Raw genomic sequence first — 24231 nt, forward strand, 5'->3', positions numbered from 1 at the left:
TTTTTCAGGCGCACTCGTCCGCATCCCCGTGGAGATGTTCGGTTACTGCACTTCGGAGTGCGCACGCGGTTATCGGTTTTTGACGGGTGTGTGGCGCGTCAAGCAGGGGGAACAGTCATCAACGGCGGCTGTGCAAAGAGGGTGAGGTCTTGATGGCTGCACCGATTGACCACTTGCAGTGCTGAGTATTCAACGCGAGATTTGTCTCTGCGCAGGATCCAGCCGTGTGCGGGAAAGTTGTAACTCAGTGCCTCGTGACGATTGTCGGCGAGCACGATGTTTCTCACTTTGATCTCTTGATTGGCCATTGCTGCAAGGGCCTCGGGCAAGTCTTTTGCCGAGTCGGGGTCTTCAAAGAAGCGGGCATCCAGACCATCCAGGTAAACCCTGTCGAAAGAAAGATCGACGGTATGGACAACCCCTTTCTCGGTAATGACACGGACCTGATCGATCAGGTCTTCGCTTTCGTACTCGGGCAAATGAATAATGCAGGTGCCGATGTGCAGCTGGTTATTTTCCAGCCTGATCTCGACCTTGCCGAGTTTCGTCGCGTCGAGGTCCCAGGTGGAAGAGTAAGGCAGTCTGGCAGGGGCGTTCGCGAGTGCTCCCGGGGTAGACAATCTGATCGCTATATCGGCAACCAGATGAATCAGGTAGGTGGAACCAGTACCTTCAAGATTCTGGATCGAGGTTTGCTCGGGATAGGAAAAAAGCGAACCGCATCCCGCCCTGTCGAATTTGAAGGGTTTGGTTTCAGGTAACTCAAAAGGCGTCTGATCTGTGCGCCTTGGCAGTGGTAGTGAGAGCTGCGTCGTCCAAGTATCAAAATCATTCGGATTATGGCTTTCAAGGGGGCAAACATCGGTTTCCGGTGTCAGCTGCAAATTGACCGTGACGCCACCTTTAAAAATGAGCACAACCCGGTAGTTGGGACGTGCGGCCATGGTTCGCAAGATCCTGATCATGTTTCTGGGATCAAATCCACCTTCCGCATAGGCGAACAAGCCAAATTTCAGTGTGTTTTGGCCGAAGTGATAAATCAGGTCGCATCCCGCAAAAAGTTCTCCATTTGACTTCTTCTCTCCCGAGGTAAAGTGCGCTTCAACCTGTGTCAGTTCGCTGATGTCGTAATCAAGATGCAGACGAACCACCGCTTCAGCACGTTTCACCAACCGGAGTGTCGTGTTTTTCCTGGACCTTGGCAGGTAGTAACTCGCATCACGCTGATGATCGATCAGGCACTCGGGAGCGTGGAGGATAAGGGGTCTTTCGGGTGTTCCTTTTTTTACAACGACGACTTCGATTTCGAGGTTGTGGCCATTTTCGATGCTGTCGGGCAGGTCGGGGGCGTCAGGCAGTTTTAACGAGTAGCCGTCGCCGGTCATGAACGTGAATTTATTATTCTGCAATACGAAGTTGTTTGCGTCTTTCTTATACAGGCCTTGAATGATCACGACACTTTTCGGGTCGTCCGCAAATGCGAATCGGGAACTGATGATCAGCGCGCCATTCTCGATTGCCCAGCTTTCGATCAGTTCGTATTTCCAGTTGAGCAGAACAATACTTTCTTCTGTGCCGTCTTCGATGATGGCAATACGGCCTGGTTTGTGGTCAATGATGTATTCGTCAATGCCAGCCTCACCCGAGGCTTTTGCTCCGGGATACGTCAGATGGATTTGATCATTTCCGGGCCCCGCATTGATGGTGTCCTGGCCGCGCGAATTAATGATGTTGCGTTTATCCGAACCGGTCACAACACTGATGGCCCCGCTGACCGTTTCAACATTCTCGATACTTTCCAGAAGGCTGTGGAGAGTATATTTTTCACCCTCTTCGGCAGACGTATCGGTTGCGATTACCTGCAGGGTTTGGGCCAGCAGATCGACGTCATAGCCTTTTCTATCGGTGCGGCGGGTGTAATTGCTTCTAGCCAGAACAAGCGTGTCGTTGCCTGCGCCGCCTTTCAATGTTGAATACTCAGAAATCTGGGCATCCTGTACAAGCAGATCCCCTGCACCCTCGAACACGAAGCGGTCGTCTTTCTCAGCCCCGGTCAGCTGTTTTTTTCCCGATCGGTAGTGAAAGCTGTTGGGTTTGTTTTCAACGCCCTTGATTGAGTCCTGGCCCTCGCTGATGAACCAGAGAATGCCCTTGTTTTCGCCAACCGTACCCAACTCTGCACCAGGCGTATCCTTGGAAACCCCGTTGCGGGCGTCAATGATGTCATCGCCTCCCTTGATCTCGGGAACCTGGATCGTTTCCCAACTGTCTCGTTTGGTCCACCAGTTACGCTTGCGCACTCGGGAGGGTTTGAGGTGGACTTCAAACTTGCCATTAACGATGGCTTCAGTTGTGTCCTTTAGTTGCCCATCCAACAGTTTTCTGGCTGTTTCTTTCAATTGTTTCGCGTGTTGGAGCCTGGTTTTTGCCAGCAGATAGCGATTTTGCACGGCCTGGTCAGGGTCCATCATGCAGAACGAAAACCAGCCTGTGCGCCAGCGCTCGTCCAGCGTCAGTTCGATGTAGTCATCAATGTCGTCGACCACGCGTACCGCGCCATAAATTTGCGATCCGATGGCCAGGATTGCTCCAGCTGCAAGCCCGACCGGGCCTGCAAATGAAAAGCCTGCCAACGCTGCCGCACCGAGGATGACCGTCATGGCCGCGCTGGTAATACTCAATCCAGCGCTCACGTAATGGTCCATGGCTTCTTTTCCGACGGCATTTTCAGCGGCATTGATCGATCTGACAGCAGTGAAGATATCGAACGGCAATGTCAGTGCGCCGCCGATCAAACCGCCGGAGCGACCCAGCCTCAGGGCAAACCGGGTTTTGGCAAAATCCATCAGGGCGCCTTGCCCGGCCGAGAGCATATTCGACGCAATTTTGCTGACGGCGATGTCAACAACAATGGAACCCACTTCCGTACCAATACCCAAGCTGTTGATGGCGACTTCGGTGGTGTTGTTTGCTTTGATAGCATCCACCACACCGCGTAAACCCATGAATATGCCGAAAGCTTGAATGCCGACACTCGAACCGAGCGCGGCGTAACTTTTCGCCAGGGACACCCAGCGAGGATTATGTTTGGGCAGGTTTGCGTGATACAGATCCAGTTTCTGTGCAGAATCCAGTAGTTTTACCAATTTGCTACGGTAGTTACCTTCGTCTGTAGAGACTTGCGAACTTTCTCTTATCAGATGAGGGGCCGTCAGTGGGCGTTCGCTGGCCATTTCGAAAAGCAGTGTCGTCAACAAATAACTGTCCTTGCCTGTTGACGATTTCATATGGTGTTCAATGTCGACAGCACTGAACTGCAACGCGTTGATGAAAGATCGCTTGGGTACCCGGAAAAAGGTGCTTTTGCCGCTCAGTGGCTGGCCGTCAAACGTGGCGCCCAAGGCATCAAGTGACACTCGTGTTATTGAAATATTGCCGATTTGCAGCGGGCCGAATACGGAGTCGACTATTTTCAATTGATCGACTTTGCTTTTTACTTTGATGCTGGTTGTTTCATCAGTTTCGGGTTTGAAGTCAATGGTCGAAAGATGATGTTCATTGCTCTCGAAACGCATGTCGGCGATGACGACGGCGTCGGTGATTTCTGCAGTTTCCAATGACGCTTTACGTATCAGGGTGGCCATGTGAACTTCCTTGTTCTGGCGGGTTTTTATTTATTTGAGTCGTGATAGTACGGTCGCCTTTTGAACGATGTACATCAACGGGTTGTTGCTGTGTATTGCGCTTGAGGGATGCAGTTGTGGCGGCGGGGAGATGTCGCGAGCAACACGAGCGGTCGCTGCGAATGCCATCCCTGACTTGAGTTTTTCAAGTCAGGGATGGCTACAGATAAATAAAAAGTTTGTGATCCAAATGTCTCAGTGACTGCTGAGCAACGATGCTGCGCCGGCGCCTCCGAACAAGCCGGCACTGATCCGGTTGAACCAGCTCTGTCCTTTGCCACTGCGCAAGTAACGCGCTGCGCCGTGGGCTCCGAGTCCGTAGGCCAGCTTGCACAGCAGATCCAGCAGGGTCCAGGTGGCGATCATCACCAGCAACTGCGGCAGGAAGGGCTGTTCGGCGCTGAGGAATTGCGGTAGGAAAGCGGCGAAGAACAGGATGTCTTTCGGGTTGCTGGCGCCCAGTACAAAGGCGCGCCCGAACAACGCGCGAAACCGTGGAACGGCGGCAGCTTGTGGCACGACGGCGCCGACCGATGGCTGGCGCGATTGCTGCCAGCTCTGCCAGGCCAGATAGAACAGATAGAGTCCGCCGACGATTTTCAGGGCGCTGAACAGTTGCTCCGATGCCAGCAACAAGGCACCCAGCCCCAACGCCGAAGCACTGAGCAGGCAGATAGAGGCGAATACGCCACCGAGAAATGCCGGATAAGAACGGCGCAACCCATAATTCAGACTGTTGCTGATCATCAACAACGACAGTGGCCCCGGAATCAGGATCACCACCAATGCAGCGCCGCTGAACAGCAGCCAGGTTTCCAGACTCATCACTTTCCTCCTTTTTTTGTTGTACTCAAGAATGTGCAAAAGCCCCACCCGATTGGGTGAGGCTGTGTTGAAGCTTGAACCGCGTGACGCTTACAAGAAGATGAACTTGGCGATGAAGATCGCGCAGAGCACCCACAGGCTCACGGAAATTTCCTTGTACTTGCCGGTACCGGCCTTCAACGCCACGTAGGTGATGAAGCCCAGCGCGATGCCGTCGGCGACCGAAAAGGTCAGTGGCATCATGATCGCGGTGACGATGGCCGGGATGGCGTCAGTGGCTTCGTCCCATTCGATGTGGGCCATGCCGCCCATCATCAGCATCGCCACATAGATCAGTGCACCGGCGGTGGCGTAAGCGGGAATCATGCCGGCCAGCGGTGCGAAGAACATCGCCGCTATAAATAGCACACCTACGGTGACTGCGGTAAGACCAGTCCGACCACCAGCGGCTACACCAGCGGCACTTTCTACATAACTGGTGACTGGCGGAACACCGACCACAGCGCCGAAGACGCTGGACGCACTGTCGGCTTTCATCGCGCGGGAGAGGTTTTCGATACGGCCGTCAGCATTCACCAGGTTGGCGCGCTGGGCGACGCCCATCAGCGTGCCAGCGGTGTCGAACATGTGCACAAAGAGAAAGGCCAGTACCACGCTGATCATGCTGACGTTAAACACGCCGGCGACGTTCATGGCCATGAAGGTCGGAGCCAGACTTGGCGGGGTCGACATGATCCCTTCGTAGTGCACGATGCCCAGGCCCCAACCGGCCAGGGTCACGGTGATGATGCTGATGAGGATTGCGCCGAAAACTCGGTGGTAGCTGAGGATCGCGATCATCAGAAAGCAGATGGCCGCGAGCAGTGGGCCAGGTTCGCGCAGGGAGCCGAGTTTGATCAGTGTGGCCGGGCTGTCGACGACGATACCCGCGGTTTTCAGGCCGATCAGGCCAAGGAACAGACCGACGCCGGCACCCATCGCAAAGCGCAGGCTGACTGGAATGCTGTTCAGCAGCCACTCGCGAATCCGCGAGAAAGTCAGGATCATGAACAGCACACCGGAGACGAACACCGCACCCAGTGCAGTTTCCCAGTTGTAGCCCATGGTGCCGACCACGGTGTAAGTGAAGAACGCGTTGAGGCCCATGCCCGGTGCCAGCCCCACTGGCCAGTTGGCGTACAGCCCCATCAACAGGCAGCCCAGCGCGGCGGCGATACAGGTGGCGACGAAGGCTGCACCGTGATCGATCCCGGCATCGGCCATGATGTTCGGGTTGACGAAGATGATGTAAGCCATGGTGATGAAGGTTGTCAGACCGGCAATCAGCTCGGTCTTCACCGTGGTGCCATGCAAGCTGAGTTTAAACAGACGTTCCAGCAAGCCACTGCGTAATGGCGGCGAGAGGTCCAGCGTCGATGCTTCGGATTTGCGGCTTTCCACAGCGAGTACTCCTCAAGAGTTTTATTGTTATTTCCAGGGCCGGACCCATGAGGGGTGGCAGCGGCCCTTTGAGGCATACGCGAATTTGTTGACCATGCGGTCAGGAACTCGCACGCTGTGGATTATGCTTTTGTGTACAAATAAAGCAAATATTGTTTTTGGTTTTGTTTACGAAAGTTCCGTCGATAGCGATATATCGCCTGCACTGGCCCCTTTGCGAGCAGGCTCGCTCCCACGTTTGGAATGCGTTCCCCTGTGGGAGCGAGCTTGCCCGCGAAGAGGCAGTCCCATTCAATCGAGAGCCGTCTGACTTTTCCCCAGTGCCATATTCACCGCCAACCAGCCATTCACCGCCGCCTCGCCAGCCTCGGCAAACACTCGCTCCAGTAATTTCACCTGCTCACGCCGCAGCGCCTGTTCAAACTTCGCGCCTTCGGCCGTCAATTCCAGCAGACGCTTTCGCTTGTCGGCCTCGGACGCCACGCTGTCGACCAGATGCATTTCCTGTAACTGCCGCAACGGCATGTTCAAGGCCTGCTTGCTCACGCCAAGCAATCCCAGCAATTCCTTCACGCTCAAATTCGGGTATCGAGCGATGAAAAACACAATTCGCTGATGTACCCGCGACAGCCCGCGGCGCTCGAGCATTTCATCAGCCTTGGCGGTGAAGGCTTGATAGCCGAAGAAAAACGCTTCCATCGCCTGTTGTTGGCTCGCGGGGTTTTTAAGGTCAAGCATATTGACGTACTCGCTCAAGCTGTCGTAATTTCAGTCAACCAGTTTGACTCATTTTTCCCATGCCTCGCTACCGGTGACTTCCATGGCTTTTTCCGAACGTGTCGCGCGCCTTAAAAGTTCTTTGATCCGTGAAATCCTTGCCGCCGCCCAGCGTCCGGAGGTCATGTCGTTCGCTGGTGGCTTGCCGGCCGAAGCGATGCTGCCGAAGGTCGAGTGGGCTGACATGCCGCTGTCGCTCGGCCAATACGGCATGAGCGAAGGCGAACCGGCATTGCGCGAAGCCTTGGCAGCGGAGGCGAGGGCGCTGGGCCTGGAGTGCACCGCAAGTCAGGTACTGGTGGTCAGCGGCTCGCAGCAAACCCTCGATCTGGCGGCCAAGCTGTACATCGACAAGGGCACGGAAATTCTGCTTGAAGCGCCGACCTATCTCGCTGCATTGCAGATTTTCCAGCTGTTCGGCGCCGATTGCCTGACCGTGCCGCAAGAAGCCGACGGCCCGAATCTGGCGCAATTGCGCAGTCGTCTCGAACAGCACCGGCCAGCGTTCATCTACCTGATACCGACGTTCCAGAATCCGTCCGCCGTGCGTTACAGCGAAGCCAAGCGTGCAGCCGTAGCGGCATTGCTCGACGAATTCGGCGTCACCCTGATCGAGGACGAACCCTACCGCGAGCTGACTTTCGATGGCGGCAGCGCCAAGCCGATTGCCGGGCGTCTGCAGAAGGCGAGCTGGATCTACACCGGCACCGTGTCGAAAACCTTGTTGCCCGGTTTACGCGTCGGTTACTTGATCGCCAGCCCGGACCTGTTCCCGCATCTGCTCAAACTCAAGCAATCGGCAGATCTGCATACCAACCGCATCGGTCAGTGGCAGGCCCTGCAATGGATCGGCAGCGACAAGTATCAGCAGCATCTGAGCGAGTTGCGCGGCTTCTATCGGCAACGGCGCGATGCCTTCCAGGCGGCGCTGGAAACGCACTTTGCTGATCTGGCCGACTGGAACATGCCGCAGGGCGGGCTGTTTTTCTGGCTGACGTTGAAGCAGCCGCTGGATACGCGAACGTTGCTCAATGAGGCGTTGGCCAATGACGTGGCGTTTATGCCGGGGGAGCCGTTCTTTCCGGATCCGGATAACAACCTTGGGCATTTGCGCTTGAACTTCAGCCACATCGATCCGGCACGACTGGATGAAGGGCTCAAGCGATTGGCGGCGGTGGTGCGCCAGGCGCTGCTAGAGAAAGCGGCCTGAAAACAAATAAACCGGCTCGAGGGCCGGTTTATTTTTGTCCGGGATTTGCGGTGGCTGAGAGGGCCACTTCGCGAGCAGGCTCGCTCCCACAGTGGAAATGCATTCCAAAGGGTGGGAGCGAGCCTGCTCGCGAAAGCGTCAATCAACCCACCACATAATCATCAGACCGCCGCAAACCGCTTATCCAGATAATCAATAATCACCTTGGACTCATACATCCAGGTTGTCTGGCCATTCTCTTCAATGCGCAGGCAAGGCACCTTGATCCGGCCGCCCTGATCCAGCAGCGTCTGACGATCCTGTTCGTTGTTCTTCGCATCCTTCAGCGCCACCGGCACATTCAGGCGACGCAGCGTGCGGCGGGTTTTCACGCAGAACGGGCAGGCATGGAACTGATACAGGGTCAGGCCTTGCGCGGCGGCATTGACCTGGGCCTGAGTTTCGGCAGGACGCTGTTTCTTGCCCGGGCGGGTGATGAAGTCGATGAAGATAACCAGTTGGCCGAGGCCGACACGAAGCGCTTTGACGAACACGTTTAAAGCCTCACGGTGCAAATTGAGAAAGGCGCGCAGCTTACCCGATTTTTCACGGACGAAAAAAAACCGGCGATGAATGCCGGTTTTCTTCGGGCAACGAATTACTTGATGAGGCTGAGGAATTCGCTGCGGGTCGCTGCGTTTTCGCGGAACTCACCGAGCATCACCGAAGTGATCATCGACGAATTCTGCTTCTCGACACCGCGCATCATCATGCACATGTGCTTGGCCTCGATCACCACGGCTACGCCCAGCGCGCCGGTGACTTGCATCACTGCATCGGCGATCTGGCGGCTGAGGTTTTCCTGGATCTGCAGGCGACGGGCGTACATGTCGACGATCCGCGCGACCTTCGACAGGCCCAGCACTTTGCCGCTCGGGATGTACGCAACATGCGCCTTGCCGATGAACGGCAGCAGGTGGTGTTCGCACAACGAGTACAACTCGATGTCCTTGACCAGCACCATTTCGCTGTTGTCGGAGCTGAACAGGGCACCGTTGGTGACCTCTTCGAGCGTCTGTTCATAACCGCGGCAGAGGTACTGCATGGCTTTGGCGGCACGCTTTGGCGTGTCGAGCAGGCCCTCGCGGGACACGTCCTCGCCCAATTGGCCGAGAATCGCGGTGTAATTCTGTTCCAGGGACATGAAACTACCTGTGGGGATTTTCGCAAAGGGCAAGGGTACGGTGGCGGACACAACCCTGCAAGTTCGGTGTAACGGGATTATTCGTCGCGACCTTCCATCATGGTGCGTTTGAGCATCACGTAAACCGCGCCGGCACCGCCGTGTTTCGCCTGACACGAGCAGAAACCCAGCACTTGGGCATGCTGGCGCAACCAGGTGTTGACGTGGCTTTTGATCATTGGCCGCTTGCCGTCCAAGCGCACAGCCTTGCCGTGGGTGACGCGGACGCAGCGGATTTCGAATTTAGTCGCTTCGGCAAGAAAGGCCCAGAGGGTTTCGCGGGCCTTTTCCACGCTCATGCCGTGCAGGTCGAGGCTGCCTTCGAACGGGATCTGGCCGACCTTGAGCTTGCGCATCTGACTTTCCTGCACGCCGTCACGGGACCACATCAACTCGTCTTCCGGGCCGACATCGATCACGAACTGGTCGGACAGGCCATCCACGGTAGCGGTGTCGGTGCGCACGGTGGCGGACTGGCGCAGCTTGGCGATCTGTGCGCGGTCAGCCTTGGGTTTGCCGGTGTCGGCGCGGTCGTGCTTGATCGGCTTGACGCCTTGGATCGCACTTTTGAACAGGGAAAAATCGTCGTCTTGCATGTCAGCCTCCGCGAAGGGCGGCCAGTTTACCCAAGTCGAAACAAAACGGCCCGGCAAAAAGCCAGGCCGGTGATTCAGTCGTGTTTTTTCATCAGGTGCGGGGACATGTTCAGTTCCCGCGATTGCCGGGCGCGACGCCGGCAACGACGCCACAGCGCCACGCCGAAATACAGAAACAGCAAGCCGACAGCCAGAATGATCGCCGAACCCATCGGCGTGGCATTCAAATCACCGAGCGCTGGCGGGCGCCCGAGCAGGCTGGCGGCCCCGGCCATCGCCAGCAGCACACCGAACGTCGCCAGAATGGCGGCAATCGCCGCGCCGAATCGAAAACGCCAGTTGCTTTGGCCTTTGGGCCGCAAGCGGCGTGCGTCAAATCCATCGGATAACTTCATTCCGACCTTCCTCAATGGGTATCGGCCCTTCGACCGGGAGTTGACCGGGTTGTTCCTGAGGCTATGGCATTTGCGGCAAATGAGAGGATTTTGCGGATGAGCGGCGCCGTGAGCCGCTCATCAGGGTCGATCAGATCAGGTCTTGCGTCAGCGCGAGGGTGGCGAAGTTGTCCGCCATGATCGCCATTTCGGCTTCCTGTACCACAGCGGCGCTGAGCACGCGGCCCTTGAACGGCAGGTCGCGGGTGGCGCAGGCGTCTTCGACCAGGGTGCAGCGGAAACCCAGATTCTTCGCCGCACGTACGGTGGTGCTGACACTGGAGTGGCTCATGAAACCGCAGACGATCAGGTCCAGTGAGCCAAGGTTTTGCAAACGGTCCAGCAACTCGGTGCCGTGGAACGCGCTCGGCAGCAGTTTGCCGATAATGGTTTCATCGCCCTGTGGCTCGAGGCCGGGGATGAATTCGCCGCGTTCGCCCTGCGGGTCGAACAGGCCGCCGACGGTGCCGAGGTGACGCACGTGCACGATCGGCCGACCGGCTGCACGGGCTGCGGCAACCACTTGCTTGATGTTTGCGACGGCCGCGTCCATGCCGCTCAGGGCCAGCGGGCCACTGAGATATTCTTTCTGGGCATCGATGATGACCACGGTGGCATGGCTCAGTGTGGCCGCTGCGTAACCGCGACCGCTGAGTTGAAACATCGTTTTTGGAACGGACATTCTGGGGCTCCTTGGGGTGGGGCTTTTGCGACATTGTCCTCTGGCTGAGCGGTTCTGTGAATCGCTACCATCGTAGGCACCGTCGTTATTGGCCTGCAGCCTTGTCAAGTTACACGTTCTGTTCAATAGCCGATGCAAAAAACAGAAAACTCCTACCGTCGGTGCGATGTTTTTCCTGCGTCGTCGTCGCGCGTTTTGGCTGCTAGAATCGCCAGTCGTTTTTTCTGGAGTTCTGCCCCGTGATCACTTCCCGACTTCGTACCCTGCGCGACCACATTCGTTGGGCCGTCAGCCGCTTCCATGGGGAGGATCTGTTTTTCGGCCATGGCACCGACAATGCCTGGGACGAAGCCCGGCAACTCGTACTCGGCGCGTTGCACCTGCCGTGGGAAATCGCCGACAGCTACCTCGATTGCGCGCTGGAAGACGACGAGTTGGTTAACCTGCAACGCCTGCTCAAGCGCCGTATCGAAGAACGCATTCCCACCGCTTACCTGTTGGGTGAGGCATGGTTCTGCGGCATGTCGTTCATCGTCGATGAGCGCGTGTTGATCCCGCGCTCGCCCATCGGCGAACTGATCGAAAACCGTTTCGCCCCGTGGATCGGCAATGAACCTGCGCGGATTCTCGACCTGTGCACCGGTTCTGGTTGCATCGGTATCGCCTGCGCCTACGAGTTTCAGAACGCCGAAGTGGTGCTGGCCGATCTGTCGTTCGAAGCGCTGGAAGTGGCCAACCAGAACATCGAGCGCCATGGCGTCGATGAGCGCGTCTATACCGTGCAGGGCGATGGGTTTGATGGCTTGCCGGGCCAGCGTTTCGACCTGATCGTGTCGAACCCGCCTTACGTTGATGCGGAGGATTTCGCCGACATGCCGGACGAATATCAGCATGAACCGGAGCTGGGTCTGGCTTGCGGTGATGATGGGTTGAACCTGGTGCGACGCATGCTCGCTGAAGCGGCGGATCACCTGACCGAGAAGGGGTTGTTGATTGTCGAGGTGGGCAACAGCCAGGTACACGTTGACGCGTTGTACCCGGAAGTTGATTTCGCCTGGCTCGAATTCGAGCGCGGCGGGCATGGTGTGTTCATGCTGACGGCGGAGCAGTGCCGCGATCATCAGGCGCTGTTCGCTTCCCGCGTCTAATCGGGCTGCATTCCGACGCGGAGCGTGGGAACGATCAAAAGCTTCGCGAGCAAGCTCGCTCCCACAGGTTCGGTGTACGACACAAATCCTGTGGGAGCGAGCCTGCTCGCGAATCGCCGCACTGCGGTCTCAAGCCATCAGCGATGCGTGGCAATCCAGATCAACAACCCCGCCTGAAACACCGCAAACGCCACCAGACAGGTGATGGTGAAACGCAGCCCGGCGTCTTCACGCTTGAACTTGCTGACCTTCTCTTCCTGTTTCTTCAGCTTCACTTCCTGCTCGGCCAGATTCTGTTCGGCCTGCTGAAGCATCTGTGCCGCTTCAAGAATCTCGACGATCTGCAGCTTCTCGCTGTTCCAGTCGCCGAGCAAATCGCCGACCAACACATCCTTGACGCTGCCCTTCAAGTGCTGGGCATCGGCGTACACCACATCAAAACCATGCACCCGCAGGAAATGATCGCGACGCAGGCGGGTGTCTTCGTTCAGCGCGTCCTTGTTGTTCAAGTCCATGCCGTCAACGGTGTAGGTCGGCCAGCGCTTTTTCGCCCAATTGATGCCTTGCGCGGCCATGTAACGGCCGATGCCACGGTTCATTGGTTCGATCTGCAAGCCACTGTCGGGGCCGAAGTGCACACGTTTGGTCGTGTGATCAACCCACACGTCCAGCTGATTCTGCTCTTTGCGCACTCGCTGGCCGGGCAGCTTGATCGTCATGCGCATCAGGCTTTTTTCTTTGCTGTTGCGTTCGGCATAGCCGAATTCGACAAAGCGCAAGGGGCGGCCGCCAGTGTTGCGGTCGGTCTGCAGCGGGGCCAGGCGGAGCATCTTGTGGTGCTCGACGTGGACATCCGCCCACGGCAGCTCGACCGCTGGCGGTGCGTCTTTTTCAGCGGTGGTGTCGGGTGAAGTCGGGGTATCAGTCATAACGGCGAGATCCTGTCCAAGCCCTGCTTGTCGCCAGCCGTTGCGCTGGCGACAAAGGCTTATCGGCCGTTTTTTGCAGGACTAGAGGGTAAACAACCGTTAACGGGTGCGAAGTCCGTCAATAAACTCGATGATCTTCGCGCCAAGTTCCGCCGCCAGTGGCAAATTCGGATCCTTGTACGAAGCCAATTGCCGCTTCATATCGTTATGGACGATGCGCATGACGTGGTTCATGCCGTCGATCACCGCCAGTTCGGCGTCGGGTTTCGCGGCTTTCAGCGCCTGCGCATCGCCAACGCCGACCTGCATGTCGTTGCTGCCCTGGACGATCAGCGCCGGCATCTTCAATTGCGCGAAGGCTTTCGCGGGATCCTGACGGAACAGCGAAATCAGATACGGCTGCACGCTCGGGCGGAAAATCACCTGCAACGGTTGCGGCACATTGTCGTCAGTGTGGCCGGCCTTGAGGCTGTCGAGCAATTCATTGCTGCGTAGCATCAACGGAGGTGGGAGGCTGCGAGCCAATTGCTCGCGGATCACCTGATCGACCGGGCGCGCGCTGCCGGACAGGGAAATCACCGCAGCGGCATCCACTTTCGGCGCGGCGAGGCTGGCAATCAGCGCGCCTTCACTGTGGCCGAGCAGGATCAATTTGCCGAAACGCGGATCGGCCTTGAGCTTCTGCCCCCACGCCACCGCGTCTGCCGCATAGGCCTCCACCGATAAATTGCGCTCATCCGGCGTCGCCGCCAGACTCGCCGCAACACCGCGTTTGTCGTAACGCACACTGGCAATGTTGTGTTTTGCCAGCGCCCACGCCAGGCGCTTGAGGCTGTCGTTGCGCCCGCCGTCGGGGTTGTTTCCGTCGCGATCCGTAGGACCGGAGCCAGAAATAATCAGGACAACCGGCACCGGATTGTCGGACTTTGGCAGCAGCAGCGAACCGAAAAGTTCGCCGGTGCCGGTATCCAGAGTGACCGGGCGTTGTAGGACCGTCGCTTGGGCAAAGCCCGTAAAGAGGGTAAGACTCAAGATCAAAACTCGCAGCATCATCACGCCATCATTCGCCAAGGTGCCGGTTGGACTCGCCAGCACCACTAAGGTTCGAGGATGAACTACTCGGTTAGCCTGCGTATACTGGCGCGCATCACGAATTTGGGTTTGATTTCACGGAGCGTCCTGCATGTCCGGCAATACCTACGGCAAGTTGTTCACTGTCACCACCGCTGGCGAAAGCCATGGTCCGGCGTTGGTCGCCATTGTCGACGGCTGCCCGCCGGGCCTGGAGATCTCCCTCGAAGACCTGCAGCGCGACCTCGATCGCCGCAAGCCAGGCACCAGCCGCCACACCACCCAGCGTCAGGAAGCCGACGAAGTCGAAATCCTCTCTGGCGTGTTCGAAGGGCGCACCACCGGTTGCTCGATCGGCCTGCTGATCCGCAACACCGACCAGAAGTCCAAGGACTACTCGGCGATCAAGGATCTGTTCCGCCCGGCCCATGCCGACTACACCTACCACCACAAATACGGTGAGCGCGACTACCGTGGCGGTGGTCGCAGCTCGGCGCGCGAGACCGCAATGCGCGTAGCGGCCGGTGCGATCGCGAAGAAATACCTGGCCACCCAAGGCATCGTCATTCGTGGCTACATGAGCCAGCTCGGCCCGATCGAAATCCCGTTCAAGACCTGGGATTCGGTGGAAGACAACGCTTTCTTCAGCCCCGATCCGGACAAAGTCCCGGAGCTGGAAGCCTACATGGATCAATTGCGCCGCGATCAGGACTCGGTCGGGGCGAAGATCACCGTCGTTGCCGAAGGCGTGATGCCGGGTCTGGGCGAGCCGATTTTCGACCGTCTCGACGCTGAGCTGGCGCATGCGCTGATGAGCATCAACGCAGTCAAAGGCGTGGAAATCGGTGCCGGTTTTGCCTCGGTCGCCCAGCGCGGCACCGAACACCGCGATGAAATGACCCCGGAAGGTTTCCTCAGCAACAACGCGGGCGGCATCCTCGGTGGTATTTCGTCCGGTCAGCCGATCGTTGCGCATCTGGCCTTGAAGCCGACGTCGAGCATCACCACCCCGGGCCGTTCGATCGATATCCACGGCAACCCTGTGGACGTCATCACCAAGGGCCGTCACGACCCGTGCGTCGGCATCCGCGCCACGCCGATTGCCGAAGCGATGATGGCCATTGTGCTGATGGATCACTTGCTGCGTCACCGTGGCCAGAATGCCGATGTGCGCGTGAGCACGCCGGTGCTGGGTCAGCTTTGATGGCAGGCCTTAAAGCCGTCGCGGCATAACCGGCGTGGCGGCGCTCCCTTACTGGCGGCTGTCCAGTTTCTATCTGTTCTATTTCGCCTTGCTCGGGTCGACAGCGCCGTTTCTGGCGCTGTACTTCGACCACCTCGGCTTCAGTCCTGCGCGGATCGGTGAGCTGGTCGCGATCCCGATGCTGATGCGCTGTGTGGCGCCGAACATCTGGGGCTGGCTCGGTGATTACACCGGCAAACGCCTGGCTATCGTGCGTTTCGGCGCGGTGTGTACGCTGCTGACGTTTTCACTGATCTTCGTCAGCAAGACCTACGCCTGGTTGGCGATGGTCATGGCCTTGCACGCGTTCTTCTGGCACGCGGTGCTGCCGCAGTTCGAAGTCATCACCCTGGCGCATTTGCAGGGGCAGACCTCGCGCTACAGCCAAATCCGCTTATGGGGCTCGATCGGTTTCATCATCACCGTGGTTGCACTCGGCCGATTGTTCGAATGGCTCAGCCTCGACATCTACCCGGCGGCGCTGGTGTTGATCATGGCCGGCATCGTCCTTAGCAGTCTGTGGGTGCCGAACGCGCAGCCGCCGCAAGGCAATCGGCCGAGCGGTGAGGGCTTTCTCACACAACTGCGCAATCCCGGCGTGCTGGCGTTTTACGGCTGCGTCGCGCTGATGCAAATGAGCCACGGCCCGTATTACACCTTTCTGACCCTGCACCTTGAACGACTCGGTTACACACGTGGCACCATCGGCATGCTCTGGGCCGTGGGTGTCGTTGCCGAAGTGCTGATGTTCATGGCAATGAGCCGGATTCTCGCGCGGTTTTCCCTGCGCCGGGTGCTGATGGCAAGTTTTCTGCTGGCAGCGCTGCGCTGGTTGTTACTAGGTTCGTTCGCCGAGTTCCTGTGGGTGCTGTTGTTTGCGCAGGTGCTTCACGCGGCGACTTTCGGCAGTTTTCACGCCGCTGCCATCGCTTTCGTGCAACGTAGCTTCGGCGCGCGCCAGCAAGGGCAGGGCCAGGCGTTGTACGCCGCACTGGCCGGCACCGGCGGCGCCATGGGCGCGTTGTATTCCGGCTACAGCTGGAATGCCCTCGGCGCGACATTGACCTTTAGTATTGCCAGTCTCGCGGCGCTCGCTGCTGCCGTTATCATTGCCACACGTATGCAAGAGGACCGGCCATGAGCCTTACGCGTGAACAACTCGCCCAGCAAATCGTCGATGCCGGGCGCTTTCTTTATGGTCGCGGCTGGTCGCCGGCCACCAGCAGCAATTACTCGACACGCCTGTCGCCGAGCGAAGCGCTGTTGACCGTTTCGGGCAAGCACAAGGGCCAGTTGAGTGTGGACGATGTGCTCGCCACCGACCTCTCCGGCACTAGCCTGGAGCCGGGCAAAAAGCCGTCCGCCGAAACCCTGCTGCACACCCAGCTGTATAGCTGGCGGCCGGAGATCGGCGCAGTGCTGCACACCCATTCGGTCAACGCCACGGTGCTGTCGCGCCTGACTCCGCAGGACTTTATCGAGTTCGAAGACTACGAGTTGCAAAAAGCCTTCAGCGGCATCTCGACCCATGAATCGCGGGTGCGCGTGCCGATTTTCGACAACGATCAGGACATTGCGCGCCTCGCCGCCAAGGTGCAGCCTTGGCTCGACGCCCATCCTGATTGTGTCGGTTACCTGATTCGCGGCCACGGCCTCTACACCTGGGGCGCGCAGATGAGCGACGCGCTGCGGCAGATCGAGGCCTTTGAATTTCTGTTTGAATGCGAGTTGAAAACCCGCAGCGTCATGAACCGCCAAGGCTGACTTCACCAGAAGTAGCCCATTTGCCTGATGAAATGCTGTGCCCGACCGGTCTGCAAGAACCGGACGGCAAGGCCGATACCGAGGAATTGCCCCAATGAGCAGCCTGTCCGTCTATCACGTCTCAAGCCCTGAAATTCCGAACAAGGTGCTGACCCACTTTGAAGACATCGCCTCGACCCTGGCCGAGCAGGGCGTGTGCTTCGACCGCTGGCAAGCCGCCGCGAAGATCCAGCCCGGCGCCACCCAGGAAGAGGTGATCAGTGCTTATAAAGCGCAGATCGATAAGCTGATGACCGAGCGCGGTTACATCACTGTCGACGTCATCAGCCTGAACAGCGATCACCCGCAAAAAGCCGAGCTGCGCGCCAAGTTTCTCGAAGAGCATCGTCATGGCGAAGACGAAGTCAGATTTTTCGTCGCCGGCCGTGGGTTGTTTACCCTGCACATCGACGATTACGTTTATGCCGTGCTTTGTGAGAAGAACGACCTGATCTCGGTACCGGCCGGCACCAAGCACTGGTTCGACATGGGCGAGCATCCGCACTTTGTCGCGATTCGCCTTTTCAACAACCCGGAAGGCTGGGTTGCCAATTTCACCGGCGAAGACATCGCCGGCCGCTTCCCGCGTCTGGAGGACTGATTCGATGTCGATCAAAGCCATCGTCACTGACATCGAAGGCACCACCAGCGCGGTAAGTTTCGTGTTTGACGTGCTGTTTCCGTACGCGGCCAAACATTTACCGGATTTCGTGCGGCAGAACGCCGAACGCGCCGATGTGGCCGAACAACTCGAAGCTGTGCGCCGTGACAGCAATGCGCCGCAGGCTGATGTTGAGCGGGTTGTCGAGATTCTCTTGAGCTGGATTGAGGAAGATCGCAAAGCCACTCCACTCAAGGCCTTGCAAGGCATGGTCTGGGCGCAGGGTTATCACGCCGGGCAGTTGAAGGGGCATGTTTACCCGGATGCCGTTGAAGCGCTGCAGCGCTGGCATGCTGCCGGTTATCAACTGTTTGTGTACTCGTCGGGATCGATTCAGGCGCAGAAACTGATTTTCGGCTGCTCGGAGGCGGGGGATCTGACGCCGTTGTTCAGCGGTTATTTCGACACGACTTCAGGGCCCAAGCGCGAGGCGCGGTCGTACACCAATATCCAGCAAGCCATCGGTGTTGAAGCGGGGGAGATCCTGTTTCTCTCGGACGTTGTTGAAGAACTCGACGCCGCGCAAGAGGCTGGCCTGCAAACCTGCGGCCTGGCCCGCGAAGGCGGGGAGTTGGGCAGCCACATCACCGTCGACACGTTCACCGGCATAGAACCGGAAGCCTTCTGACCACACAAAAAACCCCTGTGGGAGCGAGCTTGCTCGCGAAGGTGGAGTATCAGACGAAAAATTTATCTCTGACACACCGCTTTCGCGAGCAAGCTCGCTCCCACAGGGGTATGCGTCAGGCATAAAAAAACAGGCCGTGAAGCGGAAGCTCCACGGCCTGTTTTGTCTAATGCGCTTTGAAAATTACAGCGAGTGATATGTCGGCAGAGCAAAACGCTGCTGGCTCTGCAGCATGGCAATTTGCGGCAACTCACTGGCTTGTTCTGCCAGGTCACGACGAATTGCACTGATCGCCCACGACAGTTGGTCGCCGGCATGCAGTTGTTGATAAGTCAGTGCGCGTTTGAACACTTTGCCGTCGCTGCTGCGCAGGGTCAGCAGGATCCCGCCATCGGGACGTGGCGCAGTGGTGACGTCGAAGTTGGAGAACAGGGAGGTAAATTTTTCTTGGATCAGGCTCATGTCTTTCAGCTCCGTATGCACTTGAATGGCAAGCATGCAGAGGAGGTTGCAGCGATTGTGCCAGCATTTTAAAATAAAAAAATCGTTATAAATCAATGATATAAAAATAATGAAAAATCAGGTGGTCGTGCAAACTGCATGAATGGCCATCGTGCATCCTGCATTTTGCGGGATCGATATCGATTCGATGGAACCAATCGCTGAACCGCAGATCACCTGCGCTCGCTAAAGAGCAGCGGATACAAAACATTGCAAAAACCGCGTGTACAGCCCGAGAAGCGCTGACGTATTTTCGACCTCGACCCGTGCTCGAATGCGCCGGTTGGTTCAAGTCAAAGCCCGAAAAATAAAAACATCGACCTGCACGTCAAGGTTGAACGGGGAGCTTCCATGAGTCACGCGCCAAGCGACACGATTACCTGGGGCATGATGCTCCGCAAACTGCCGATGATTGCCAAAGCCATCCCGCGGGTGGTCAAGGGCATGAAGGTGGCCAACGTCACGGATCCGACCCAAAGCTGTGGCCTTGGCTGGACATTCGAGCAAGCGACGCTGCGCAATCCCGAGGGGCCGGCGTTATTGCACGGCGATGTGCGGCTGACCTATGCGCAGGTCAACCAGTGGGCCAACCGCATCGCTCACTATCTGAACGGGCAGGGCATCGGCAAGGGCGACGTGGTCGCAGTGTTCATCGAAAACCGCCCGGAACTGCTGGTGACCATTCTGGCGCTGGCCAAGGTCGGCGCGGTCAGCGCGCTGCTCAACACCTCGCAGACGCGTGACACACTTGTCCACAGCGTGAATCTGGTGGCGCCGGTGGCGATCATTGTGGGCGAAGAACTGCTTGCAGCGTATGCGGCGATTCGCGATCAAGTAGCGATCACTGCACCGCGCACCTGGTTTGTCGCCGATCAGGACACCTCCAGCCATCCGGGCATCGCGCCCGACGGGTACGTCAATCTGATCAGCGCCAGTGCCGACGCCTCCAGCGAGAATCCGCCGAGCAGCCAGCAGATCTTCTTCGACGATCCGTGTTTCTACATTTATACCTCCGGCACCACCGGCCTGCCCAAGGCCGGGGTGTTCAAGCACGGTCGCTGGATGCGCAGCTCCGCCAGTTTCGGCATGATCGCTCTCAATATGAGCCCTGACGACGTCGTCTATTGCACCTTGCCGCTGTACCACGCCACCGGTCTTTGCGTGTGCTGGGGTTCGGCGGTGAACGGTGCTTCGGGTTTCGCGATCCGCCGCAAGTTCAGCGCCAGTCAGTTCTGGAGCGACGTGCGCCGCTACCGCGCGACGACCATCGGTTACGTCGGCGAGCTATGCCGTTATCTGGTCGATCAACCGGCCAGCGCCGATGATAGCCGTCACGATGTGCGCAAGATGATTGGCAACGGCTTGCGCCCCGGCGCCTGGGCCGAGTTCAAGACACGTTTCGCCGTCGAGCACATCTGTGAGCTGTACGCGGCGAGCGACGGCAACATCGGATTCACTAACATTCTCAATTTCGACAACACCATCGGTTTCTCCCTGATGGCCTGGGAATTGGTCGCCTACGACCATCACAGCGGTGAGCCAATCCGCAGTCCTGACGGATTCATGCGCAAGGTCGGCAAAGGCGAGCAGGGTCTACTGTTGGCGCGGATCGACGAAAAAGCCCCACTGGACGGCTACACCGATCCACAGAAAACCGCCAAGGTCGTGTTGCAGGACGTGTTTAGCAAAGGCGATCGTTTTTTCAACACCGGCGACCTGCTGCGCAACATCGGCTTCGGCCACGCTCAATTTGTCGATCGCCTCGGCGACACCTATCGCTGGAAGGGCGAAAACGTCTCGACCACCGAAGTCGAAAATCTTCTGCTGCAACACCCGCAGATTTCCGAGGCGGTGGCTTATGGCGTGGAGATCTGCCATACCAACGGCCGCGCCGGTATGGCGGCGATCACGCCAGCGGAATCCCTTGCGACGCTGGATTTCGCCGAGTTGCTGACTTTTGCCCGGGAGCGCATGCCAGCCTATGCCGTGCCATTGTTCCTGCGAGTGAAGGTCAAGATGGAGACCACCGGCACCTTCAAATACCAGAAAACCCGACTCAAGAACGAAGGCTTCGACCCCGGCCAGACGGGGGATGACCCGATCTTCGCATGGCTGCCCGGCACGCAGACTTACGTTCGGGTCACCGATGAAGTGTTGGCAGAAATTCATCAGGGCAAGCATCGTTATTGAATCTGGCTATGGCTCGACTTGAGAAAAAGGGGGTGACAGCCAGCGCCTCGCTCGGGAAACTGTCGGCTTTCCGATTGACCGAAAGTGGAGTTGCCCCATGTCCGACCAAAGCCGCCAGATGACCCCTGAAGAAGCTGCCGAATTCACCGAGCAGGTTTTCAACAAGGCGCGCGACGGTGATGCCGAGATGCTTGATCGCCTGGTCACGGCCGGTTTGCCAGTCAACCTGAAGAACAGCAAGGGTGACACGTTGTTGATGTTGGCCAGCTATTACGGCCATCTGGATGCGGTGCAGGTGTTGCTTAAACACAAGGCCGACCCGGAAATGCGCAATGGCAACGGCCAGAGCCCGATTGCCGGCGCCGCGTTCAAAGGCGATCTGCCGGTGGTCAAGGCGCTGGTCGAAGCGGGCGCAGAGATTGAAGGCTCGTCGTTTGATGGTCGTACGGCGCTGATGATGGCGGCGATGTTCAACCGCGTTGAAATCGTTGATTACCTGATCAGCAAGGGGGCCAATGCGCAAGCCAAGGACGCCAATGGCGTGACGGCGCTGGATGCGGCCCGCACGATGGGGGCGGTTGATACCACCGCTCAGTTGGAAAAACTGCTGGCCTGACGGGCCTCAAAAGATCGCAGCCTGCGCTAGCTCCTCCATTGAACGCGTTGGCCTGCCATTCCGTGGATGAGCGCTGAGCGTAGGCGCTGCCGAGGCTGCGATCTTTTGCTTTGTGCGCTATCCTCCGCGCCCTCGAAATTCACCTTCGCCACAGGATCCGCCCTCATGAAAGCCGCACTCGTCGAACTCATCAGCAAAATCAGCTCCGGCTGCATGGGCGAGGACGAGATCCTGAAAGTGGCTGACGAAGCCGCGCAAGCTTACGCCGATGCGGGTGCCTTTCTGGCAGCCAACCCGGACATCAACTACGACGACACATTCCCGATTGCGTTGGGCGAATGGGTCGTGGTCGGCAGCCTGCCGGAAACCGTGCTGTTCGAGGCCGACACCTACGTTGACCTGTTCGCGCAGATCGTTGCCTCGTTCGGCCCGGGCGTGGATTTCAACCTCAAGCCCAAGCAACTGGCCAAGACCGAAGCACTTACCGCCCTTAACCGCATCCAAGTGCAGATGAGCAGCCTGAACAAGGAAAACGGCGGTTACACACTGATGAACTTCAGCCAGTTGCTCGACGACGAACTGCAGGTGGTGCTGGTCTACGGCAACGACGTGCCACGGGTGCTGGAGCTGTGCGCCGAAGTCGGTATCGCCGCTGCGCCATCGCTCGAAGCGCTGAAGATCGCTGTGCACGTCTGAGCGAGATAGCATTAAAAGGGAACCCTGCGCGCGACCGTCTATCCTAAAAGTGCATGCCACTATTCTGGAGCGACACCATGGGTTCCACGTTCAACGGTCTGATCGGTCTGATCATCCTCGCCCTCGACATCTGGGCCATCATCAATGTGCTGAAAAGCGGCGCCACCACCGGGATGAAAATCGTCTGGGTGCTGCTGATCATCCTCCTGCCAGTGCTGGGCCTGATCATCTGGGCGATTGCCGGACCCCGGGGCAACGTGCGGATCTGACGCTGATCCCGAGAACACCGCAATACCCTGTAGGAGTGAGCCTGCTCGCGATAGCTATCCTCCAGTCAATGAGTCAGTGACTGAAAAACCGCTATCGCGAGCAGGCTCACTCCTACAAGGGATTGCGATTTGCTGATGAAGGGAGGTTCTACCTGTCATCTTCGGCAACGTAGAATGCGCGCCTTTCCCGGGCAATCGCCCCCACGATTGGCGCCCGCGCATTCATCGGAGCACTTGACCATGACCGTCACCAAAACCAGCGAGTACCTGGAAACCCTCTACGAGGGCTACGGTCAGCGCTTTCGCATGGAAAAACTGCTGCACGAAGTGCGCACCGAACACCAGCACCTGGTGATTTTCCAGAACCCGCGCATGGGCCGGGTCATGGCGCTGGACGGCGTGATCCAGACCACCGAAGCCGACGAATTCATCTACCACGAAATGCTCACCCACGTGCCAATCCTCGCCCACGGCAGCGTCAAGCGCGTGCTGATCATTGGTGGCGGTGACGGCGGCATGCTCCGTGAAGTGACCAAGCACGCCGGTGTCGAGTACATCACCATGGTCGAGATCGACGGCACCGTGGTCGATATGTGCAAAGAGTTCCTGCCGAACCACTCCAGCGGCGCCTACGACGATCCACGCCTGAACCTGGTGATTGACGACGGCATGCGTTTCGTCGCCACCACCACGGAAAAATTCGACGTGATCATCTCCGATTCCACCGACCCGATCGGCCCGGGCGAAGTGCTGTTCTCGGAGAACTTCTATCAGGCCTGCCATCGCTGCCTGAACGAGGGCGGCATCCTCGTGACCCAGAACGGCACACCGTTCATGCAGATCGACGAAGTAAAAACCACTGCCGGTCGCCTCAACAGCCTGTTCCCGGACTGGCACTTCTACCAGGCGGCCGTTCCTACCTACATCGGTGGCTCGATGACTTTCGCCTGGGGCTCGACCAATCCGGCGTACCGCAAACTGAGCCGTGAAACCCTGCAACAGCGCTTCATCGGCAGCGGCATCGTCACCCGCTACTACAACCCTGAAATCCATATCGGCGCGTTCGCCTTGCCGCAATACGTGCTGCAGGCGATCAACAAGCCAAGCAACGACTAAAAGAACACTGCAACTCCCCTGTGGGAGCGAGCTTGCTCGCGAAGGCGTCAGGTCAGTCAAAGAATATGTCGACTGGACAGGCCCTTTCGCGAGCAGGCTCGCTCCCACATTTGTTTGCTCCACACGATAGATGTCGTTTTTTTCATCTTCCCCCGCTGTAATCCTTTTGAACCAACCCTCTGCGTCTAAAGTCGAGATAGGTGTAAGCCCATTTGCGGGTTTGATCGAGGAGGCACCGATGCAAAAGTGGAAAGTCACTTTCGTGGACGATCATGGTGAAATTGTCGATGAGGTGTTCGAGCGCGCGGAATGCCCCAGCGACGATGAGGCCGCTCGATTGATCAAGGCACGGCTTCTGCCCGTCGCCGCCGAACTGGATCTCAACGATCTGGAGGGGCGCACCGCCGATGCGGGCGTGAAAAACCTGAAAACCCAGAACAGCATCGAAATCCGCAGCATCACACCCGTCTGACAGTTCCTGTCATCTCTTG

The 24231-nt window shown here is 58.0% G+C and carries 25 protein-coding genes; 13 read left to right on the forward strand and 12 right to left on the reverse strand.

Annotated features, from left to right (window positions below; translation table 11 throughout):
* Positions 1-98: 98 nt before the first annotated feature.
* From AB4O11_RS17265 to AB4O11_RS17280, 4 genes are all read right to left on the reverse strand, one after another.
* Complete coding sequence (locus AB4O11_RS17265) at positions 99-3644, reverse strand: calcium-binding protein (RefSeq protein ID WP_460127594.1); 3546 nt, start codon at positions 3642-3644, stop codon at positions 99-101.
* A gap of 234 nt (positions 3645-3878) precedes the next feature.
* Positions 3879-4508 carry a LysE family translocator gene (locus AB4O11_RS17270; protein ID WP_038366975.1) on the reverse strand — a complete coding sequence of 210 codons (630 nt, stop codon included), beginning with the start codon at positions 4506-4508 and terminating at the stop codon, positions 3879-3881.
* A 90-nt stretch (positions 4509-4598) separates the two neighbouring features.
* Entirely contained in the window at positions 4599-5948 is a 1350-nt protein-coding gene (locus tag AB4O11_RS17275; protein WP_007914003.1) for an NCS2 family permease, read from the reverse strand.
* Between the two features lie 291 nt (positions 5949-6239).
* Positions 6240-6686 carry a MarR family winged helix-turn-helix transcriptional regulator gene (locus tag AB4O11_RS17280; RefSeq protein ID WP_093441687.1) on the reverse strand — a complete coding sequence of 149 codons (447 nt, stop codon included), beginning with the start codon at positions 6684-6686 and terminating at the stop codon, positions 6240-6242.
* Positions 6687-6768: 82 nt separating this feature from the next.
* Here AB4O11_RS17280 and AB4O11_RS17285 point away from each other — a divergent pair, with 82 nt between their 5' ends.
* Positions 6769-7935 (forward strand): aminotransferase-like domain-containing protein, encoded by a 1167-nt coding sequence (locus tag AB4O11_RS17285; RefSeq protein ID WP_116256627.1) that lies wholly within the window; start codon positions 6769-6771, stop codon positions 7933-7935.
* 161 nt (positions 7936-8096) lie between these two features.
* On the opposite strand, the gene AB4O11_RS17290 is transcribed toward AB4O11_RS17285, so the two are convergent.
* The 5 genes from AB4O11_RS17290 to AB4O11_RS17310 all read right to left on the reverse strand — a co-directional run bounded on the left by AB4O11_RS17290 (position 8097) and on the right by AB4O11_RS17310 (position 10869).
* The gene (locus AB4O11_RS17290) at positions 8097-8468 is read right to left on the reverse strand and encodes a glutathione S-transferase N-terminal domain-containing protein (protein ID WP_093441696.1); all 372 of its coding nucleotides are present in this window, start codon (positions 8466-8468) and stop codon (positions 8097-8099) included.
* 104 nt (positions 8469-8572) lie between these two features.
* Complete coding sequence (gene folE, locus AB4O11_RS17295; protein ID WP_003442011.1) at positions 8573-9118, reverse strand: GTP cyclohydrolase I FolE; 546 nt, start codon at positions 9116-9118, stop codon at positions 8573-8575.
* Positions 9119-9195: 77 nt separating this feature from the next.
* The gene (locus tag AB4O11_RS17300; RefSeq protein ID WP_038366959.1) at positions 9196-9753 is read right to left on the reverse strand and encodes a Smr/MutS family protein; all 558 of its coding nucleotides are present in this window, start codon (positions 9751-9753) and stop codon (positions 9196-9198) included.
* A gap of 74 nt (positions 9754-9827) precedes the next feature.
* Positions 9828-10148, reverse strand: coding sequence for a hypothetical protein (locus tag AB4O11_RS17305; RefSeq protein WP_007914024.1), 321 nt, complete (start codon positions 10146-10148; stop codon positions 9828-9830).
* Between the two features lie 130 nt (positions 10149-10278).
* The gene (locus AB4O11_RS17310) at positions 10279-10869 is read right to left on the reverse strand and encodes a cysteine hydrolase family protein (protein ID WP_007914026.1); all 591 of its coding nucleotides are present in this window, start codon (positions 10867-10869) and stop codon (positions 10279-10281) included.
* Between the two features lie 239 nt (positions 10870-11108).
* Here AB4O11_RS17310 and prmB point away from each other — a divergent pair, with 239 nt between their 5' ends.
* Complete coding sequence (gene prmB, locus AB4O11_RS17315; protein WP_099758433.1) at positions 11109-12017, forward strand: 50S ribosomal protein L3 N(5)-glutamine methyltransferase; 909 nt, start codon at positions 11109-11111, stop codon at positions 12015-12017.
* A gap of 137 nt (positions 12018-12154) precedes the next feature.
* Here the strand turns inward: prmB and AB4O11_RS17320 are convergent, their stop codons facing one another.
* Entirely contained in the window at positions 12155-12946 is a 792-nt protein-coding gene (locus tag AB4O11_RS17320) for a hypothetical protein (protein WP_093441710.1), read from the reverse strand.
* 99 nt (positions 12947-13045) lie between these two features.
* Positions 13046-13999 carry an alpha/beta hydrolase gene (locus AB4O11_RS17325; RefSeq protein WP_460127598.1) on the reverse strand — a complete coding sequence of 318 codons (954 nt, stop codon included), beginning with the start codon at positions 13997-13999 and terminating at the stop codon, positions 13046-13048.
* 130 nt (positions 14000-14129) lie between these two features.
* Between AB4O11_RS17325 and aroC the strand changes: the two genes are divergently transcribed.
* The 5 genes from aroC to mtnC all read left to right on the forward strand — a co-directional run bounded on the left by aroC (position 14130) and on the right by mtnC (position 18352).
* On the forward strand, positions 14130-15221 hold the full coding sequence (gene aroC, locus AB4O11_RS17330) for a chorismate synthase (RefSeq protein WP_099758435.1): 1092 nt from the start codon (positions 14130-14132) through the stop codon (positions 15219-15221).
* A 34-nt stretch (positions 15222-15255) separates the two neighbouring features.
* Positions 15256-16401, forward strand: a complete 1146-nt coding sequence (locus AB4O11_RS17335) for an MFS transporter (RefSeq protein WP_093441720.1) — start codon at positions 15256-15258, stop codon at positions 16399-16401.
* Positions 16398-17024 carry a methylthioribulose 1-phosphate dehydratase gene (locus AB4O11_RS17340; RefSeq protein ID WP_099758436.1) on the forward strand — a complete coding sequence of 209 codons (627 nt, stop codon included), beginning with the start codon at positions 16398-16400 and terminating at the stop codon, positions 17022-17024. Before AB4O11_RS17335 ends, AB4O11_RS17340 begins: the two co-directional genes overlap by 4 nt.
* A gap of 94 nt (positions 17025-17118) precedes the next feature.
* Positions 17119-17664, forward strand: a complete 546-nt coding sequence (locus AB4O11_RS17345) for a 1,2-dihydroxy-3-keto-5-methylthiopentene dioxygenase (protein WP_460127600.1) — start codon at positions 17119-17121, stop codon at positions 17662-17664.
* A 4-nt stretch (positions 17665-17668) separates the two neighbouring features.
* On the forward strand, positions 17669-18352 hold the full coding sequence (gene mtnC, locus AB4O11_RS17350; protein WP_093441730.1) for an acireductone synthase: 684 nt from the start codon (positions 17669-17671) through the stop codon (positions 18350-18352).
* A 183-nt stretch (positions 18353-18535) separates the two neighbouring features.
* Here mtnC and AB4O11_RS17355 read toward each other — a convergent pair whose 3' ends face one another.
* Positions 18536-18814 (reverse strand): DUF3509 domain-containing protein, encoded by a 279-nt coding sequence (locus AB4O11_RS17355; protein ID WP_008080936.1) that lies wholly within the window; start codon positions 18812-18814, stop codon positions 18536-18538.
* A gap of 390 nt (positions 18815-19204) precedes the next feature.
* On the opposite strand from AB4O11_RS17355, the gene AB4O11_RS17360 reads away from it, so the two are divergent.
* From AB4O11_RS17360 to AB4O11_RS17385, 6 genes are all read left to right on the forward strand, one after another.
* Entirely contained in the window at positions 19205-21043 is a 1839-nt protein-coding gene (locus AB4O11_RS17360; protein WP_460127602.1) for a long-chain-acyl-CoA synthetase, read from the forward strand.
* Positions 21044-21140: 97 nt separating this feature from the next.
* On the forward strand, positions 21141-21659 hold the full coding sequence (locus AB4O11_RS17365) for an ankyrin repeat domain-containing protein (RefSeq protein ID WP_095050929.1): 519 nt from the start codon (positions 21141-21143) through the stop codon (positions 21657-21659).
* 165 nt (positions 21660-21824) lie between these two features.
* The gene (locus AB4O11_RS17370) at positions 21825-22355 is read left to right on the forward strand and encodes a hypothetical protein (RefSeq protein WP_460127605.1); all 531 of its coding nucleotides are present in this window, start codon (positions 21825-21827) and stop codon (positions 22353-22355) included.
* Between the two features lie 77 nt (positions 22356-22432).
* Positions 22433-22624 (forward strand): PLDc N-terminal domain-containing protein, encoded by a 192-nt coding sequence (locus tag AB4O11_RS17375; protein WP_007914053.1) that lies wholly within the window; start codon positions 22433-22435, stop codon positions 22622-22624.
* Between the two features lie 240 nt (positions 22625-22864).
* The gene (speE, locus tag AB4O11_RS17380) at positions 22865-23740 is read left to right on the forward strand and encodes a polyamine aminopropyltransferase (RefSeq protein ID WP_460127607.1); all 876 of its coding nucleotides are present in this window, start codon (positions 22865-22867) and stop codon (positions 23738-23740) included.
* A 238-nt stretch (positions 23741-23978) separates the two neighbouring features.
* A complete protein-coding gene (locus tag AB4O11_RS17385; protein ID WP_093441755.1) occupies positions 23979-24212 on the forward strand; it encodes a hypothetical protein in 234 nt (77 codons plus the stop codon).
* Positions 24213-24231: the final 19 nt, after the last annotated feature.

The sequence above is a fragment of the Pseudomonas sp. H1_D05 genome (assembly GCF_054682705.1).

Bases quoted from the DNA above. Each gene is read 5' to 3' on its own strand.
- AB4O11_RS17280 (WP_093441687.1), bottom strand. From the start codon at position 6,686: ATGCTTGACCTTAAAAACCCCGCGAGCCAACAACAGGCGATGGAAGCG.
- AB4O11_RS17345 (WP_460127600.1), top strand. From the start codon at position 17,119: ATGAGCAGCCTGTCCGTCTATCACGTCTCAAGCCCTGAAATTCCGAAC.
- AB4O11_RS17270 (WP_038366975.1), bottom strand. From the start codon at position 4,508: ATGAGTCTGGAAACCTGGCTGCTGTTCAGCGGCGCTGCATTGGTGGTG.
- AB4O11_RS17340 (WP_099758436.1), top strand. From the start codon at position 16,398: ATGAGCCTTACGCGTGAACAACTCGCCCAGCAAATCGTCGATGCCGGG.
- AB4O11_RS17360 (WP_460127602.1), top strand. From the start codon at position 19,205: ATGAGTCACGCGCCAAGCGACACGATTACCTGGGGCATGATGCTCCGC.
- AB4O11_RS17325 (WP_460127598.1), bottom strand. From the start codon at position 13,999: ATGATGCTGCGAGTTTTGATCTTGAGTCTTACCCTCTTTACGGGCTTT.
- AB4O11_RS17375 (WP_007914053.1), top strand. From the start codon at position 22,433: ATGGGTTCCACGTTCAACGGTCTGATCGGTCTGATCATCCTCGCCCTC.
- AB4O11_RS17385 (WP_093441755.1), top strand. From the start codon at position 23,979: ATGCAAAAGTGGAAAGTCACTTTCGTGGACGATCATGGTGAAATTGTC.
- AB4O11_RS17305 (WP_007914024.1), bottom strand. From the start codon at position 10,148: ATGAAGTTATCCGATGGATTTGACGCACGCCGCTTGCGGCCCAAAGGC.
- mtnC (WP_093441730.1), top strand. From the start codon at position 17,669: ATGTCGATCAAAGCCATCGTCACTGACATCGAAGGCACCACCAGCGCG.
- AB4O11_RS17300 (WP_038366959.1), bottom strand. From the start codon at position 9,753: ATGCAAGACGACGATTTTTCCCTGTTCAAAAGTGCGATCCAAGGCGTC.
- AB4O11_RS17265 (WP_460127594.1), bottom strand. From the start codon at position 3,644: ATGGCCACCCTGATACGTAAAGCGTCATTGGAAACTGCAGAAATCACC.
- AB4O11_RS17285 (WP_116256627.1), top strand. From the start codon at position 6,769: ATGGCTTTTTCCGAACGTGTCGCGCGCCTTAAAAGTTCTTTGATCCGT.
- AB4O11_RS17310 (WP_007914026.1), bottom strand. From the start codon at position 10,869: ATGTCCGTTCCAAAAACGATGTTTCAACTCAGCGGTCGCGGTTACGCA.
- aroC (WP_099758435.1), top strand. From the start codon at position 14,130: ATGTCCGGCAATACCTACGGCAAGTTGTTCACTGTCACCACCGCTGGC.
- AB4O11_RS17355 (WP_008080936.1), bottom strand. From the start codon at position 18,814: ATGAGCCTGATCCAAGAAAAATTTACCTCCCTGTTCTCCAACTTCGAC.
- AB4O11_RS17365 (WP_095050929.1), top strand. From the start codon at position 21,141: ATGTCCGACCAAAGCCGCCAGATGACCCCTGAAGAAGCTGCCGAATTC.
- folE (WP_003442011.1), bottom strand. From the start codon at position 9,118: ATGTCCCTGGAACAGAATTACACCGCGATTCTCGGCCAATTGGGCGAG.
- speE (WP_460127607.1), top strand. From the start codon at position 22,865: ATGACCGTCACCAAAACCAGCGAGTACCTGGAAACCCTCTACGAGGGC.
- AB4O11_RS17320 (WP_093441710.1), bottom strand. From the start codon at position 12,946: ATGACTGATACCCCGACTTCACCCGACACCACCGCTGAAAAAGACGCA.
- AB4O11_RS17370 (WP_460127605.1), top strand. From the start codon at position 21,825: ATGAAAGCCGCACTCGTCGAACTCATCAGCAAAATCAGCTCCGGCTGC.